The 13,044-nt window shown below is 75.1% G+C and carries 14 protein-coding genes; 7 read left to right on the forward strand and 7 right to left on the reverse strand.

Features of this window, described 5'->3' with window-relative positions; all coding sequences use genetic code 11:
- Positions 1-201 precede the first annotated feature (201 nt).
- Positions 202-1,089: an NmrA family NAD(P)-binding protein gene (locus E1300_RS29020; RefSeq protein ID WP_131760270.1), complete on the reverse strand. Its 888-nt coding sequence runs from the start codon at positions 1,087-1,089 to the stop codon at positions 202-204.
- A gap of 99 nt (positions 1,090-1,188) precedes the next feature.
- On the opposite strand from E1300_RS29020, the gene E1300_RS29025 reads away from it, so the two are divergent.
- Both E1300_RS29025 and E1300_RS29030 read left to right on the forward strand, forming a co-directional pair.
- Positions 1,189-1,749, forward strand: coding sequence for a TetR/AcrR family transcriptional regulator (locus tag E1300_RS29025; protein ID WP_131760271.1), 561 nt, complete (start codon positions 1,189-1,191; stop codon positions 1,747-1,749).
- A gap of 257 nt (positions 1,750-2,006) precedes the next feature.
- Complete coding sequence (locus tag E1300_RS29030; protein ID WP_131760272.1) at positions 2,007-2,231, forward strand: hypothetical protein; 225 nt, start codon at positions 2,007-2,009, stop codon at positions 2,229-2,231.
- Between the two features lie 65 nt (positions 2,232-2,296).
- Here E1300_RS29030 and mnhG read toward each other — a convergent pair whose 3' ends face one another.
- Genes mnhG through E1300_RS29060 form a run of 6 tightly spaced genes read right to left on the reverse strand, consistent with a single transcriptional unit; the run spans position 2,297 to position 8,327 of the window.
- The gene (gene mnhG / locus E1300_RS29035; RefSeq protein WP_131760273.1) at positions 2,297-2,638 is read right to left on the reverse strand and encodes a monovalent cation/H(+) antiporter subunit G; all 342 of its coding nucleotides are present in this window, start codon (positions 2,636-2,638) and stop codon (positions 2,297-2,299) included.
- Positions 2,635-2,928 (reverse strand): monovalent cation/H+ antiporter complex subunit F, encoded by a 294-nt coding sequence (locus E1300_RS29040; RefSeq protein WP_207400017.1) that lies wholly within the window; start codon positions 2,926-2,928, stop codon positions 2,635-2,637. Before E1300_RS29040 ends, mnhG begins: the two co-directional genes overlap by 4 nt.
- The gene (locus E1300_RS29045) at positions 2,925-3,476 is read right to left on the reverse strand and encodes a Na+/H+ antiporter subunit E (protein WP_131760274.1); all 552 of its coding nucleotides are present in this window, start codon (positions 3,474-3,476) and stop codon (positions 2,925-2,927) included. Before E1300_RS29045 ends, E1300_RS29040 begins: the two co-directional genes overlap by 4 nt.
- Positions 3,473-4,990: a Na+/H+ antiporter subunit D gene (locus tag E1300_RS29050; protein WP_131760275.1), complete on the reverse strand. Its 1,518-nt coding sequence runs from the start codon at positions 4,988-4,990 to the stop codon at positions 3,473-3,475. The genes E1300_RS29045 and E1300_RS29050 overlap by 4 nt, the downstream gene beginning before the upstream one ends.
- The gene (locus E1300_RS29055; protein ID WP_131760276.1) at positions 4,987-5,502 is read right to left on the reverse strand and encodes a Na(+)/H(+) antiporter subunit C; all 516 of its coding nucleotides are present in this window, start codon (positions 5,500-5,502) and stop codon (positions 4,987-4,989) included. Before E1300_RS29055 ends, E1300_RS29050 begins: the two co-directional genes overlap by 4 nt.
- The gene (locus E1300_RS29060; RefSeq protein WP_131760277.1) at positions 5,502-8,327 is read right to left on the reverse strand and encodes a Na+/H+ antiporter subunit A; all 2,826 of its coding nucleotides are present in this window, start codon (positions 8,325-8,327) and stop codon (positions 5,502-5,504) included. Before E1300_RS29060 ends, E1300_RS29055 begins: the two co-directional genes overlap by 1 nt.
- Before the next feature lie 293 nt (positions 8,328-8,620).
- Here E1300_RS29060 and E1300_RS29065 point away from each other — a divergent pair, with 293 nt between their 5' ends.
- From E1300_RS29065 to E1300_RS29085, 5 genes are all read left to right on the forward strand, one after another.
- Positions 8,621-10,462, forward strand: a complete 1,842-nt coding sequence (locus E1300_RS29065; protein ID WP_131760278.1) for an asparagine synthase-related protein — start codon at positions 8,621-8,623, stop codon at positions 10,460-10,462.
- Positions 10,462-10,725 (forward strand): lasso peptide biosynthesis PqqD family chaperone, encoded by a 264-nt coding sequence (locus E1300_RS29070; RefSeq protein ID WP_131760279.1) that lies wholly within the window; start codon positions 10,462-10,464, stop codon positions 10,723-10,725. The genes E1300_RS29065 and E1300_RS29070 overlap by 1 nt, the downstream gene beginning before the upstream one ends.
- Positions 10,722-11,204 carry a lasso peptide biosynthesis B2 protein gene (locus E1300_RS29075; protein WP_131760280.1) on the forward strand — a complete coding sequence of 161 codons (483 nt, stop codon included), beginning with the start codon at positions 10,722-10,724 and terminating at the stop codon, positions 11,202-11,204. Before E1300_RS29070 ends, E1300_RS29075 begins: the two co-directional genes overlap by 4 nt.
- A gap of 5 nt (positions 11,205-11,209) precedes the next feature.
- Entirely contained in the window at positions 11,210-11,332 is a 123-nt protein-coding gene (locus tag E1300_RS29080; protein WP_131760281.1) for a keywimysin-related RiPP, read from the forward strand.
- Positions 11,333-11,449: 117 nt separating this feature from the next.
- The coding region (locus tag E1300_RS29085; protein WP_131760282.1) for an ABC transporter ATP-binding protein at positions 11,450-13,044 on the forward strand (1,595 nt) is incomplete at its 3' end.

The raw sequence follows: 13,044 nt of genomic DNA on the forward strand, positions 1-13,044 counted from the left end.
GTAAATAGCGATATCGGTAATTTGTCGCGCACGCGGCATATGCCGGGCTGGGCCGGGATCACGTGTGACAGGCGGCGGAAAGTGGCATCGATAACCCGTCCACTCCGGCGACCGCAGGCTGGATGCGCCTTTGTTGCGGTCGGTCGTGCGCCTGGTGCTCGCGCTCCGGTTCACGGGCCGCTCGCGACCCGGGTCGTTGCCTCAGCGGGTCGCGGTGAGCAGGCTGGCGCGCAGCGCGTCGGCGTTGTCGGCCAGGAAGCGGGCGAACGTGCGCGGTTCGCGGCCGGTCAGTTCGCGCACCGCGCTCGTGGTGGCCTCCAGGGAGCCGGCCGCCACCTCGCGGCAGAGTTCGGCGAGGTCGTCGGCGAACCCGGCCGGGAGGCCCTGGGCTCGCAGCGTCGCGGCCAGTTCGTCAGGTGACGTTTCGAGATGCGCGACGGAGCGGCCCAGTACGGTGGAGATCTCGCGAGCGATCTCGGTGTGGGTGAGCGCCTGGGGGCCGGTGAGCACGTAGGTCTCGCCGAGTCCGGCCGTCCCGGACAGGAGGGCGGCCGCGCAGGCGGCGATGTCCTGGCAGTCGATGTAGGAGACGCCGGCGTCGCCGTACGCACCGAGGAGCCCGCCCTCGGCGGTGAAGGTGCCCGCCCCGGTGATGAAGTTCTGCATGAAGCCGCTCGGCTGGAGGATCGTCCAGCCGAGCCCGGACGCCTTGAGGTACTGCTCGATCTCCCAGTGCGCGCCTTCCGCCAGCCGCCCGCCCTGGTGGGCATGCCAGACCGAGACCTTCACCACCCGGGCCACCCCCGCGGCGCGGGCGGCGTCGATGGCGGCCCGCTGCTGGCGGATCATCGGCTGCTCGCCCTCGGTCACCGGCTGGGCGCCGGCGGCGTTGAGGAACAGCCGGTCCACGCCCCGCATGGCGGCGGCGAGCGAGCCGGGGTCGTCGAAGTCGCCCACGACGTGGTCGCAGCCGAGGGCCTCTCCCTGGGCGGGGTCCCGGACGAGCGCCCGGAACGGGACGCCGTCGTCGAGCAGGAACCGGACGAGGTGCGTGCCGATGGAGCCGGTGGCTCCGGTCACCAGGATCATGAGCGTCCTTCCGGGGGGCGCGCCGCAGGGGGCGACGCTAAACTGAGGCTGCCTCGGGAACTTATATCGAGGTACCCTCGACTTACAAGGGGAGGACGCGTGAGCACCACCCGCCGACGGCGGGCCGATGGGCGGCGCAACTACGAGCGCCTGCTGGCCGAGGCCGACACCGCCTTCGCCGAGCGCGGTGTCGGCGCGAGCCTGGAGAGCGTCGCGCGCGGCGCGGGCGTGGCCATCGGCACCCTCTACGGCCACTTCCCGACGCGCCGCGCGCTGGTCGGCGCGCTGTTGCGCGAGCGCAACGAGGCCCTGTTCGAGCTCGGCGACCGGCTCGTCGCCGACAACGATCCCGCCGCCCTGGCGACGTGGGTGCGGGCGGTCACCGAGCATGCCGCCACCTACGGCGGCCTGGCCTCGATGCTGGCCGGCGGCCTGGACGACGAGGCGTCGGAACTGCACGACTCCTGCGTGCGGATGGCCGGGATCGGCGACCGGCTCGTCGCGCTGGCGCGTGCGTCGGGCACCGTCCGTCCCGATGCGACCGGTGCGGACGTCACGGCGCTGACCACCGCCGCCGCCGCGCTCCGCGAGAACCTGTCGGCCGCCGCGTCCGACCGCCTCATCGCCCTCGCCCTGGACGGCCTCGCCGCCGCCCGGTAACCGCCGACCGGAGGTGACGCGGCGCGGCCGGTTAGTGCCGTCGGGGGATGGCGATAGTGCCTGGGGCCCTTGTCGGAGCCGGGGGGCCGGGAGACTCTGATCATCGTCGCGTCGTGATCGTTCAGTGTGTCGGTCCTGGTCGGGAGGCCTTTCGGGACGCCTCGCGGCGGTGCGCCCGGCGGGTCGCGCGAGCCTGCCCGCCGGCACCGGAACGGTCGTCGGCGCGAGTCCGAGTCCCCCCTTCGGAAGGAGACCAGATGCGGATCCGCACCGCAGTCGCCAGCGTCGGGATCGCCGTGACGGCGGTCGCCGGCCTGAGCGCCCCCGCGCAGGCGGCCAGCTGGAAGTCGTACGGCGGCTACACGACCAAGAGCAAGTGCATCGACGCCGGTCAGCAGTACGTCCGCGAGGGCTTCAACGAGTACAAGTGCACGTACGCGGGTCCGGCGATCTACCCGCCGTACACGCTCTGGCTCCGCTAGGACGCGGCGGCGCAGCGGACGCCGGGGAGTGCGGCTCCCCGGCGTCCCCGCGTTGCACGCCGGGCTCAGTCCTCGTCCGGTGCTTCGAGCGCGCGCTCCAGTTCGTCGGTGTGCAGGAGGCCGCGGTCGACGCGGCCGGTGCGGTAGGCGGCGCGGCCGACCAGGTGCGCCGCGACCGGGACGGTGATCAGCTGGAGCAGTGCGACCAGCGCCAGCGAGGTGAGCACCTCGACGGTCGGGAACCGGACGCCGACGCCGGCCAGCACCAGCAGCAGCCCGACGGCCTGCGACTTCGTCGCGGCGTGCATCCGGGTGAACAGGTCGGGCAGCCGCAGCACGCCGAGCCCGGCGCTGAGCGAGGCGCCCGCGCCGAGCAGCAGGAGCGCCGCCGTGAACGCCGTCCTCACGCGTCCGCCCCCTGGTCCGGTTCGTCCGGCCGGGCGGCGTGGGGGACGAGGAACCGGGCGACCGCGACCGAGCCGACGAAGGCCAGCAGCGACAGGGCCAGCAGCGTCGGCATCACCCACGTGTCCCCCTCGGCGACCGCGGACACGCCCAGCCCCGCCATGATCACGGCGAGCAGGACGTCCAGCGCCATCGCCCGGTCGAGCATCGACGGCCCCCGGACGATCCGGACGAGCGTGCACACGGCGGCGAGGAACAGCACGGCCGCGACCGCGCCGAGCACGGCCGTCACGTCCCGTCCCCCGCGAGGGCGCGCAGGTCGTCGCGGGTGCCGAAGGCGCGGACCGTCCGGCGTTCGAGCGCCTGCACGTCCCGCCGGGCCTTCGCCACGGCCGCGTCGTCGCCGGCGCCGAGGACGTGCAGGAACAGCGTCGCGTCGGAGTGCCGGACGTCCAGCACCAGCGTGCCGGGCGTCGCCGACAGCGCGATCGCCATGATGGTGAGGATCGAGTCGGAGCGGGTGCGCAGCGGGACCGCGATGACCGAGTTGCGCGCGCACCGGCCGCGCCCGCCCGCCGCCTGCCAGGCCAGCGGCCCGGCGCTGTGCAGCAGGTCGGCGGCGGCGCGCAGCGCGAACACGGCGAGCCCGAAGGGCCTCAGCCGCAGCTGCGGGCCGACCGGCGGGAGCGGGAACGCCAGCTGGAGCAGCACCGCGAGGACCAGCCCGGACAGCAGGTTCGCGACGGTCGGCCGGTCCCACAGCAGCACCCATACGAGCGTCAGCCAGACGACCGCGGGCAGCCGGACCGCGCGGCGGCGTCCGGCGGTGGACTCCCTCAAGTGGCGCCTCCCGATGGGAAAACGGCCCGCGTGTAGGTCTCCGGGGCCAGCAGTTCGGCGGCGGCGCGCTCGCACAGCGCGTACAGCGGGCCGCCCGCCGCGGTGTAGGCGAGGCTGAGGACGACCAGCGCGGCGCTCCCGGCGACCATCGCGGCGGGCAGCCGCGCGGTCCGCGCGTCCGGCGGAGGGTCGTCCGGCGGGGCGCTCCAGAACGCCTGGTTCCACACCTTAACCAGCGAGTACAGGGTCAGCAGGCTCGTCACCGCGGCGCCCGCGACGAGGGCGTCCACCAGCGGCCCGCCCTGGGCGAGGCCCGCCCGCAGGAGCCCGAGCTTGCCGATGAATCCCGACAGCGGCGGGATCCCGCCGAGGTTCATCGCCGGGACGAAGAACAGCGCGCCGACGAGCGGCGCGGTGCGCGCGAGCCCGCCGAGCCGGGCCAGCGACGTCGTGCCGCCGCGCCGGTCGATCAGCCCGGCGGCCAGGAACAGCGTGGTCTGCACCGTGATGTGGTGCAGGACGTAGAAGACGGTCGCGGCGAGCCCCGCCGCCGAGTCCAGCGCCACCCCGAAGACCATGTAGCCGATATGGCTCACCAGCGTGAACGACAGCAGCCGCCGCACGTCGATCTGCACCATCGCGCCGAGCACCCCGGCGAGCATGCTCAGCAGCGCCGCGATCAGCAGGACCCGGCGCAGGTGGCCGTCCGGGAACAGCAGCGTCTCGGCCCGGACGATCCCGTACACGCCGATCTTGGTGAGCAGCCCGGCGAACACGGCGCCGACCGGGGTCGGCGCGGACGGGTAGGAGTCGGGCAGCCACATCGACAGCGGGAACACCGCCGCCTTCACCGCGAACGCCGCGAGCAGCGCCACCTCGGCGATCCGGGCGACGGAGGCGGGCAGCCCGGCGATCCGCGCCGACAGCTGCGCCATGTCGACGGTGCCCGTCGCGGCGTACAGGACGGCGATCGCGACGAGGAACAGCATCGACGACAGCAGCGCGACGACGATGTAGGTCGTCCCGGCGCGGACGCGGGCCATGGTGCCGCCGAGGGTCACCAGCACGTAGCTGGCCATCAGCATCATCTCGAAGCCGACGAACATGTTGAACAGGTCGCCGGCGAGGAACGCGTCGCAGACGCCGGCGGTCAGCAGCAGGTAGGACGGGTGGAACACCGACAGCGGCGTGTCGCGGTCGCGTTCGGCGACGTCCTGCCCGAGCGCGTACACCATCACGCACAGGGTGACGGCGGCCGACACGGCGAGCATCAGCGCCGACAGCCGGTCCGCGACGAGCGTGATGCCGACCGGCGCGGGCCAGCCGCCGAGCCGCGCGGTCTGCGGGCCGTCCCGGTCGGCGCGGACCAGCAGGACGACCGCGACGCCGAGCACCGCGGCGAGCGCGGCGAGGCTGATCGCGCGTTTCAGCACCGGCCGCCGCGGTCCGATGAGGATCTTGACGCCGGCGGCGAGGACGGGCAGCAGCACCGGCAGCGGGACGAGCACGCTCACCGGCCGCCCCGTCCCGACCGGCGGCGAACGTCGCGGGGGACGCCGCCGGGGAAGTCGCTGTCGGACTCCTCGCGGGCGCCGAGCTCGGAGGGGTCGGCGACGGCGCGCCGCTCGCGCTCGGCGCGCAGGCCGACGTCGTCCTCGCTCTCCCGGCGCAGCCGGAGGTCCTCGATGTCGTCGCGGACGTCGTCGTCGCCGCTGAGCCTCCCGTCGCGGTAGGCGATGGCCAGCACGAACGCCGCCGACCCCATCGAGATCACGATCGCGGTGAGGATCATCGCCTGCGGCAGCGGGTCGCTGAGCGCGCCGCGCGGGCCGTCGTGCGGGCCGTGGCCGGTGAGGATCGGCGCGGCGCCGGAGGGGCCGCCCGCGGTGAGGATCAGCAGGTTCACCCCGTTGCCGAGCATCAGGACCCCTACAACGAGCCGGGACAGGCTGCGCTCCAACAGCAGCACGACCCCGGCGGCGACGAGCGTCCCGCCGGTCGCGGCGAGAATCAGCGACGGGCTCATCAGGCGGTCCCTTCGCCGGTGCGGTCCGCCGCGGTCTGCCGGTCGATCTCGGCGCCGAGCACGGTGAGCACGGTGAGCACGAGCCCGACGACGATCAGGTAGACGCCGGTCTCGAACAGCAGCGACGTGACGAAGTGGACGTGGCCGAGCACGGGCAGGTGGACGTCCACGGACGTGCTCTCCAGCACCGCGTCGCCCCAGGCCAGCCCGCCGAGTCCGGTCCCGGCCGCGACGATCATGCCCGCGCCGAGCAGAGCGCCCGCCGGGACCGGCGCCGCCTCGTGCAGCTCGTACGGGCCGCCCGCGAGGTAGCGGACGGCGAGCGCGAGCCCCGCGACGATGCCGCCCGCGAACCCGCCGCCGGGCGCGGAGTGCGCGGTGAACAGCAGGAACAGCGAGTACAGCAGCACGGTGTGGAAGATCGCCCGGGCGACGGCCTCGAACACGATGGAGCGCCGTTCGGCGGCGAGCGTGGACCCGGCCGCGAGCCATCCGGGGGGCGGGGCGGCGTCCAGGGCGGTGATCTCCTCGACGCCCCACACGCTGGTGCCGGGACCGGGCGGGGGCGGCGCCGACAGCGGCCGCCGCGCGAACACCATGCTGGTCACGCCGAGGGCGGCGAGCGTGATGACGGCGCTCTCGCCGAACGTGTCCCAGGCGCGCAGGTCGACCAGCGTCAGCGCGACGATGTTGCCGCCGCCAGCCTCGTGGGCGGCGCCGGGGTAGGCGGCGGAGACTGGGACGTCGCGGCGGGCCTGCGCGGCGAGCAGCGTGACGGCGGTCGCGGTGAGCCCGGCCAGCGCGCCGGTCACCAGGTGGACGGTGCGCTGCGCGGGGGAGCGCGTCGAGAACCGGGCGGGCAGCCGCCGCAGCACCAGCACGAAGACGATCAGGCCCGCGGTCTCGGCGAGGAACTGAGTGAGCGCCAGGTCGGGAGCCCCGTGCAGGACGAACAGCGTGGAGACCCCGAACCCGGACGCGCCGGACAGCACCACCGTCTGCCCCCGGTCGCGGGCCCGGATCGCCGCGGCCGCCGCGGCGACGGTGAGCAGCGCGACGAGCGCCTGCGCGGGGGAGTCCCAGAGCCGCCCGCCGAGCGGGTCCGGCCACGGCAGCCCCGCCACGACGGCGCCGCCCGCCAGGGCGACGGCGGTGAGCAGGATGACCAGCAGGTAGTCGGGCAGCGACCCGCGCTGCACGGTCCCGGTGAGTTGCAGCGCGAACGTGCTGAGCCCGTGCATGAACCGCAGGTAGACCCGCTCGGGCTCGAAGAACTGGGGGACGCGCGCGATGTGCCGTCCCAGGGCGAACAGCGCGGCGCCCAGCGCCAGCGACACCGCCGTGAGCAGCAGCGGCAGGCCGAACCCGTGCCACGCGGACAGGTGGTAGCCGCCGTGCCGGGTCACCGGGAACGGCGCGGCCTCCCGCCCGATCGGCGCGTCCAGCCGCGCGGCGAGCAGCCCGACGACGACGCCCGCCGCCGCGAGCAGCACCACCGGCGCGACCAGCAGAGTCCCGGGACCGTGCACGTCGCGCGGCGCGACGCCCTCCTTGCGCGCGAACGCGCCCCACAGGAACCGCAGGCTGTACGCGGCGGTCAGCGCCGACCCCACCGTGAGCAGGACGAGCAGCCAGGCATCGCCGCCGAGGAACGCCTCGTACGCGGCCTCCTTCCCGGCGAACCCGAGCGTCGCCGGGACGCCCGCCATCGACGCCGCCGCCGCGATCGCCGCCCCGGCCAGCACCGGCGTCTCGCGTCCGAGCCCGGACAGCTTGCGCAGGTCGCGCGTGCCCGTGGCGTGGTCGACCACCCCGACCGCGAGGAACAGGGCCGACTTGAACAGGGCGTGCGCGAGCAGCACCGTGAACCCGGCGAGCGCGGCGACCCGGTTCCCCGTGCCGACCAGCACGATCATGAACCCGAGCTGGCTGACCGTCCCGTAGGCGAGCAGCAGCTTCAGGTCGTGCTCGCGCAGCGCCCGCCATCCGGCCAGCAGCATCGTCGCGACGCCGCAGCCCAGCACGATCGGCCGCCAGCCGGGCGTCCCGGCGAACGCGGGCGCGAGCCGCGCGACGAGGAACACGCCCGCCTTCACCATCGCGGCGGCGTGCAGGAACGCGCTGACCGGCGTCGGCGCGGCCATCGCCCCCGGCAGCCACAGGCCGAACGGGACGATCGCCGACTTCGCCAGCGCGCCGGCGAGGATCAGCACGACCGCGGCCGTCACGGTGCCCCCGCCGGGCGGCGCCGCGACGATCGCCGACAGCCGCCCGGTGCCCGCGGCCTGCCCGAGCAGGAGGAGCCCGACGAGCATCGCCAGCCCGCCGAACGTGGTGATGACGATCGCCTGCGTCGCCGCGCGCCGGGCGGCGCCGCGCTCCGCGTCGTACCCGATGAGCAGGTACGACAGGACGGTCGTCAGCTCCCAGAACACGTACAGCAGGACGAGGTCGTCGGCCAGGGCCAGCCCGAGCATCGCGGCGCCGAACGCGACCAGCTCCCCGGCGAACGCGCCGAGCTTCGGCTCCGCGCCGCCGAAGTAGTGCCCGCAGTACAGCACGACGAGCGCGCCGACGCCGCCGACGACGACCGTCATCATCCAGGTCAGCGGGTCGGAGCGCAGGTACAGGTGCAGCCCGAGGCCGGGGATCCACGACCACGACTCGGTGCGCGGCGCGCCGCCGCGCAGCCACGGCTCCGCCGCCCACGCGGCCGCCGCGGCGAGCACCGCCGCCAGCGGCGGGAACGCGCCCCGCCCGAGGGCCCGCACGAGTACCGGCGCCGCCGCCGCGGCCGCGCAGTACGCGGCGAGCAACAGCAGCAACAGGGCTCCAGCGGGAGTGGGCGGCGAACCGGAGGTCACGCCTGGTGATCAGATCGTGCTGAGGCGTCACATTAGTGCTCGGCGGGGGCGCCGCAACGCTCTCCGGCCCGCCGACACGATTGCTTTACCCGCACGTGCCGCCGGGCCAGGCCACCCAGGCGTCCCCCGGCCCAGGGGCCGCCGCTCGTCGGGCGCTCCCCGCATGTCCCCTGATTGAGTGACGTGCGCGTGACGTCCTCGCTACCTAGCGTTATAAGCGTTGAAGGAGACCAGGTAGACGAGGGGAGCTCGCGATGGGAGCACTGACGAGCCCGGGTTGGTATTTCGTGATGCTGCCGGACACGGACGCCGCGTCCGACGTCGTGGAGCGGCTTCCCGCCGGGGCGCGCCGGTTGGAGGACCATCCCTCCGGGCGGCCCTGGCTCATGGGGGAGATGCCGGACGACCAGGTGGCCGTGGGGCGGGCGCGTGACGCTCGGGTCGCCGTGCTCGGGTACTCCTCGGCCACCGCCGCGGGACTGGACGCCGCGGCCGGCCGGCTCGCGTCCGTCGAGCAGCTGGACGCGACGGCGCGGATGCTGGCCGGTGGATTCCACCTGCTCGGCGCCGCCGATGGGCGGCTCCGCGCGCAAGGGGCCGCGTCGGGGATGCGGCGGGTCTTTCACGCCGTGATCGGCGGTGTGCCGGTCGCCTCCGATCGGGCGGACGTGCTCGCCGACCTCGGCGGGCTGCCCTACGACGACCTGGCGCTCGCGGCGGCGCTGGTGCGGGGCCTGCCGCGCCCGCTGGGCGACCTGCCGCTGTGGCGCGGCGTGGAGCCGGTCGAGCCCGAGGCGTACCTGCTCGTGGAGCGCGACGGGACGTGCCGCTCGGTGACGTGGTGGCGGCAGCCGGACGCCGAACTGTCCAGGAGCGAAGGGGCCGAGGCGCTGGCACGCGCTCTCGAAGGCGCCGTGGCCGCGCGTACCGCGGCCGGTGGTGTGATCCACTGCGACCTGTCCGGCGGGCTGGACTCGACGCCGCTGTGCTACTTCGCCGTCAGGGGACCGGCCCGCGTCCTGTCCCATACCGGCTACAACGCTGATCCGACCGGCACCGAGGACCTGGAGTGGGCGCGGAAGGCTCTGCCCGCGATGCCGGGCCTGGAGCACGAAGCGGTGTCGATGGCTTATATGCCGGACTTCTTCGAGGGCATCCTCTCGGCGAGGCACCGCATGGACCGCCCGTCCCAGGCCGTCCTGGCGGGCCCTCGGCTGGCTGCCGGCGCCGTCCGCGCCCGTGACCGCGGTGCCCGCGCGTACCTGACCGGCCTCGGCGGCGACCATCTGCTGCGCTCGCCGGCCGCGATCCACCACACGCTGTTCCGGCGGCATCCGCTGCTGGCGCTGCGCCACGTACGCGCCGCCCAATGCCTCGCCGGAAAACCCACCCTGGCGGGAATCGGGCCCCTGCTGAACAGGACCTCGTACGCGCGGTGGCTCGACGCTCAGGCGGCCGGGCTCCGGCGGGCCGACCAGGAGCGGACGGAGCAGACCCTGACGTGGGGCGCCGACATCCGGCTCCCGCGCTGGCTGACCGACGACGCCGCCGCGCTCCTCGCACGACGTCTGGCCGGGCAGGCCGGGCGGGCGCGGCCTCTCGGACCGACCCGCGCGGCGCACGCGCAGCTCGCGGTCGTCCGGGACGGCACGAGGATCTCGCGAGGCGTCCAGCAGCTCGGTGCCTGGTACGGCATCGCGATGGAGTCGCCCTTCTTCGACGACCGTGTCGTGGAGGCCTGCCTGTCGGTCCGGCTGGCGGACCGCGACGCTCCGACCGAGTACAAGCCGCTGATCAAGGCCGCGATGCGGGGCAGGCTCCCCGACGACTTCCTCGCGCGCTCGACCAAGATCGGCGGCGCTCCGCAGGCGGCGCGCGGGCTCGACCGGTACTGGGACGAGCTCATGGCCCTCTGCGAGGAGTCGGGCCTGGCGGCGGCCGGTCTGATCGACCTGGCGGCGCTGCGGGAGCACACCCGCCCCCAGCGGCATCGCAAGCGGGACGGCGCGCTCGACCTGACGGTCAACTGCGCGGCCGTCCTGACCTACCAGCGAAGGGCCGCCGCCGCGGTCCCGTCGTCGAGAGCGGGTGCGTGATGGCGCAGGTCTTCCGTCTGAGCGGCGACATCGCCCGCACCGCCACCGAGTACGGCGAAGTGCTCCTGGACGAGCGGCGCGGCAGGTACTTCCGGCTGAGCCGCACGGCGGCCGTCATCGTCGGGCTGCTGGAGGACGGCGGCGACGTCCCCGGCACGGCCCGGGAACTGCACGAACGGTACGGGATCGCCGAGGACCGGGCCCGCGCGGACATCGCCGGCCTCCTCGCCAGGCTCCGCGACCTCGGGCTGGTGGCCTCATGAGGCCCCGCGTCCGGGTCCGCCTGGCCGTCGGCGCCGGCGCCTGCCTGGCCCGCCTGAAGCCGCGGCGGATCGAGAAGGTGCTCGCGTTCGCCTCCAGGGGCGCACGGCCCGCCACCCGCGACGAGGCGGAGGCGCTGTTGAGCGACGTCCTCGCCGCGAGCCTGCGATCGCACGGGACCGAGGCGTGCCTGCGGCGCTCCCTGGCGGTGGTGCTGCTCGGCCGGACGCGCGGAGTGTGGCCTACCTGGTGCGTCGGCGTGCTCACGGCTCCTCCGTTCATGGCGCACGCCTGGGTCGAGGCCGGCGGCGTCATGATCGGCGAGCGCGCCGGCGCCGCCTTCTACGGACGGCTCATCTCCGTCGGGCCGCCCCGCCCACCGGCCCCGAGGCGCCGGCCGCCGGTCTCCGAAGACCGGTCGGCGACCGCCAGGGCCGGAGAGACCGCCCGTACACCATCCGACCATGCGGAAAGGAGGTGAAAGAGATGGACGCGTTCTCCTACGAGGCGCCGGAGGTCATCGACCTCGGCGACTTCACCGAGGCGACCGGCAACACCGGGATCCGGAACAACGACGAGATCTACATGCCGTTCGACGAGTGGCACTGATCTCGCGGCACCATGAGGCGCCGTGAGGCGCCATGTCCGGCAGGGGCGCCGCCATGAGGGCTGGTGGCGGCGCCCCTTTCGCACGTCCGACAACGAATCGCACGTCCGGGAGGTGACATGGGCGGGACCGCCGAGGCGCTCCGGGGAGCGGCGCGGTCGTCGGGCCGCTGGGGGCTCGTGCTGGCCGCCGCCTCGCTGCTGGAGGCGGCCACGCTGCTGACCCTGCCCGCCACCGTGGCCCGCGCCGTGGACGCCGCGCTGGCCGGGTCCCCGATCGCGCCCGCGGCGGTGCCGGCGCTCGGCGTGCTCCTGCTGGCGACGGTCTCCGAGGCGGCCCGGCGGCTGGCTGCCGCGGTCGTGCAGGAGCGCGGCGCCCTGCACCTGCGGCGCCGCCTGGTCCGGCACGTCCTGGCGCTGGACCTGCGCGGCCAGCGCGCCTTCGACACCGGGGACCTGCTGAGCAGGCTGACCGGCGCGGCCCACGAGGCCGCCGCCGCCCCGGTCGCGGCGGCTCGGGCGGCGACGTCCGTGGTGATCTCGCTCGGCGGGCTGGCGGCGCTGTTCGCGCTGGACGTCCGCCTGGGCCTGCTGTTCCTGTGCGCGGCGCCCGCGGCGGCGTGGACGACCCGCTCGTCCCTGGGGCAGATGTCGCTGTTCACCGGCCGCTACATGAGCGTGCTCGGCGAGCTGTCGGCCCGGCTGGTCGAAGCGGTGCGGGGCGCTCCGGCGATCCGCGCGGCCGGAACGCTGGACCGGGAGATCGCGCGGGTGCGGCAGCCGCTGGCCGACCTGCGCGCCGCCGGGGACCGGTTCTGGGACGTGCAGCGGCGCATGGCCGTCCGGCTCGGCCTCGCCGCCCCGCTGACGCAGGTCCTGGTCCTCGGGACGGCGGGCGTCGCGGTGGCGTCCGGCGGCCTCGGTCCCGGCGCGCTGCCCGCCGCGTCCGCCTACACGGGGCTCGCGCTCGGCCTGCTCAGGCTGGCGGGTCCGCTCGGCGGGCTGGCACGGGCCCACGGCTGCGCGGCACGCGTCCAAGAGGTGCTCGATGCGCCCGTCCCCGCGACCGGCGCTCGGGCGCTTCCGAACGGCGGCGGGCGGCTGACCCTGCGCGGGATCGGTGTGCGCCGCGGGGAGCACTGGGTCCTCCGCGACGTGAACCTGGACGTTCCCGCCGGATGCTCCGTGGCCCTGGTCGGACGGTCCGGCGCGGGCAAGTCCGCCTTGGCCGAGGTGGCGGGTGGACTTCTCAGCCCCGACACCGGCGACGTGGAGCTGGACGGCGTCCCGCTGCGCGAGCTGGACGCCGCGCAAGCCCGTGTCGCCATCGCGTACGCGTTCGAGCGTCCCAACCTGCTCGGCGACACGGTCGCCGACGCCGTCGCCTACGCCGACCGGCCGGTTGAACGCCGGAGCGTTCGCGCTGCGCTGGCCGCGTGCGGCGCGGACGCCTTCGTCGCGCGGCTGCCGCACCGGGAGCACACCGCGGTGGCCGGGCTGACGCTGTCCGGCGGCGAGCTGCAACGGCTCGGCCTCGCCCGGGCCGTCTGCCGCGACGCCCGCGTGGTGATCCTCGACGACGCCACGTCCAGCCTCGACGGCGCCACCGAGGCCCGCGTCGGCGACGCGCTGGACCGCGTCCTGCGCGGCCGGACCCGCCTGGTCGCCGGGCACCGCGAGCGCACCGCGGCCCGCGCCGACCTGGTCGCGTGGCT

It is taken from the genome of Actinomadura fibrosa (assembly GCF_900659615.1).
Taxonomy (GTDB): Bacteria; Actinomycetota; Actinomycetes; order Streptosporangiales; family Streptosporangiaceae; genus Spirillospora; species Spirillospora fibrosa.